General features: G+C 70.6%; 1 protein-coding gene. It reads right to left on the bottom strand.

Features of this window, described 5'->3' with window-relative positions:
• Window positions 1–1291 (bottom strand): YhdP family protein (locus G3N93_RS39915; RefSeq protein ID WP_277396616.1); only part of this gene is annotated, 1291 nt, incomplete at both ends.

Raw genomic sequence — 1291 nt, 5'->3', positions numbered from 1 at the left:
AGCGTGAAGCTGAACGGCATCGGCGCGCCGGCCGCCTTCGCGAACGGCGCGGGGAAATTCAGCGCGACGCCGGTCAGGTCGGAATGTGCGCTGATGTCTGGCAGGCGGCCCGGCGCGCCGCGCACGGCGACCTTGTATGGTGCGTCGCCGACCACGTGCTCGAGCAGCGCGGCGGCCGGGCCGTGCAGGTTCAGGCCGCGCGCGGCGTCGAGCGCGAGCCGGCCGTCGACGTCCACCGCGTAAGGCCCATGCGACTGGAAGTTGCCGTTCGCGCGCACCGGGCCGCCGAGGAAGCGCCCCGACAGGTCATGCAGCGACGCGCCGGCCTCGGTGAACCGGACACTGCCGCGCAGCGCCGACAGCGGCGGCACGCCGTTGGTCGTCAGCGTGTTGCCGCCGAACGCGAGCGCGCCTTCGATGTGCGTGTGCGGATGCGCGACGTGCTGCGGAATCGTGATCTTGAGCGCGAGCGACGCGGGCCCCTGGGCATCGATCCGCTGGCCGATATGCCCGCTCATCGTGCCGAGCGAGCTGTTGTCCGCGTAGTCGATCAGGTCGGCCAGCGGGCCCTGCGCATGGCCGTCGATGATGAGCGGCGAGTGGGTCGGATTGCCGAGATCGTCGATGCGGCCGGCCACCTTCGTCAGCGCAACGCGCTTGTAGTGCGCGCGGTGGATGTCGAAACGCAGCTTGTTCTGTGCGAGTTCGAACACGCCGTCGATCCCGTCGAGTGCCGGCCAGACGCTCGGCGTGCCGTTCGCGAGCTTGCGCGGCGGGTACGGCGTCGGTTCGAAGCGGCCGCCGGTGAACGGCGCGACGATGTGGAACACGCCGGCGTCCGGCTCGTGTTCGAACGGGAATTTCTCGAGCGGGCCGCGGGCGACGATCGACGCGCCCTTGGTCACTTGGCCGTCCTGCAGTGCGTGGCCGAGATAGTCGCGCAGGTGCTCGGACATCCCGGTCGGCAGGTAGCGCGGAATGCGTGCCACCGACGCGCGGGCGAAATCGGCGCGCAGGTCGAGCGAGCCGCGACCGTGGCCGGGGTTCGTGTACGAGCCGGACACCGCGATTTCGGCATCGGGGTTCGAGACGAGCAGGTCGGGCAGCGATACGTCGACGCGCGCGTGCTTGTCGCCGGCCGCGGGCGTGATCACCCACTTGGCGTTGCCGCGCAACCGGTCGAACGTCAGGCGCGGCTCGTCGAATTCGCCGGGGACCGTGACGGCCGCGTTGACCGTGTCGAAATGCGCACTGCCGCCCGTCTCGTTCGCATCGACGCGGCCCCACAGGA

Origin of the sequence: Burkholderia sp. Se-20378 (assembly GCF_017104665.1) — a bacterium.
In the GTDB taxonomy this organism is placed as follows: domain Bacteria; phylum Pseudomonadota; class Gammaproteobacteria; order Burkholderiales; family Burkholderiaceae; genus Burkholderia; species Burkholderia lata.
Note: the sequence above shows the minus strand (reverse complement) of the source record. Positions and strands in the feature narration are given on the sequence as shown.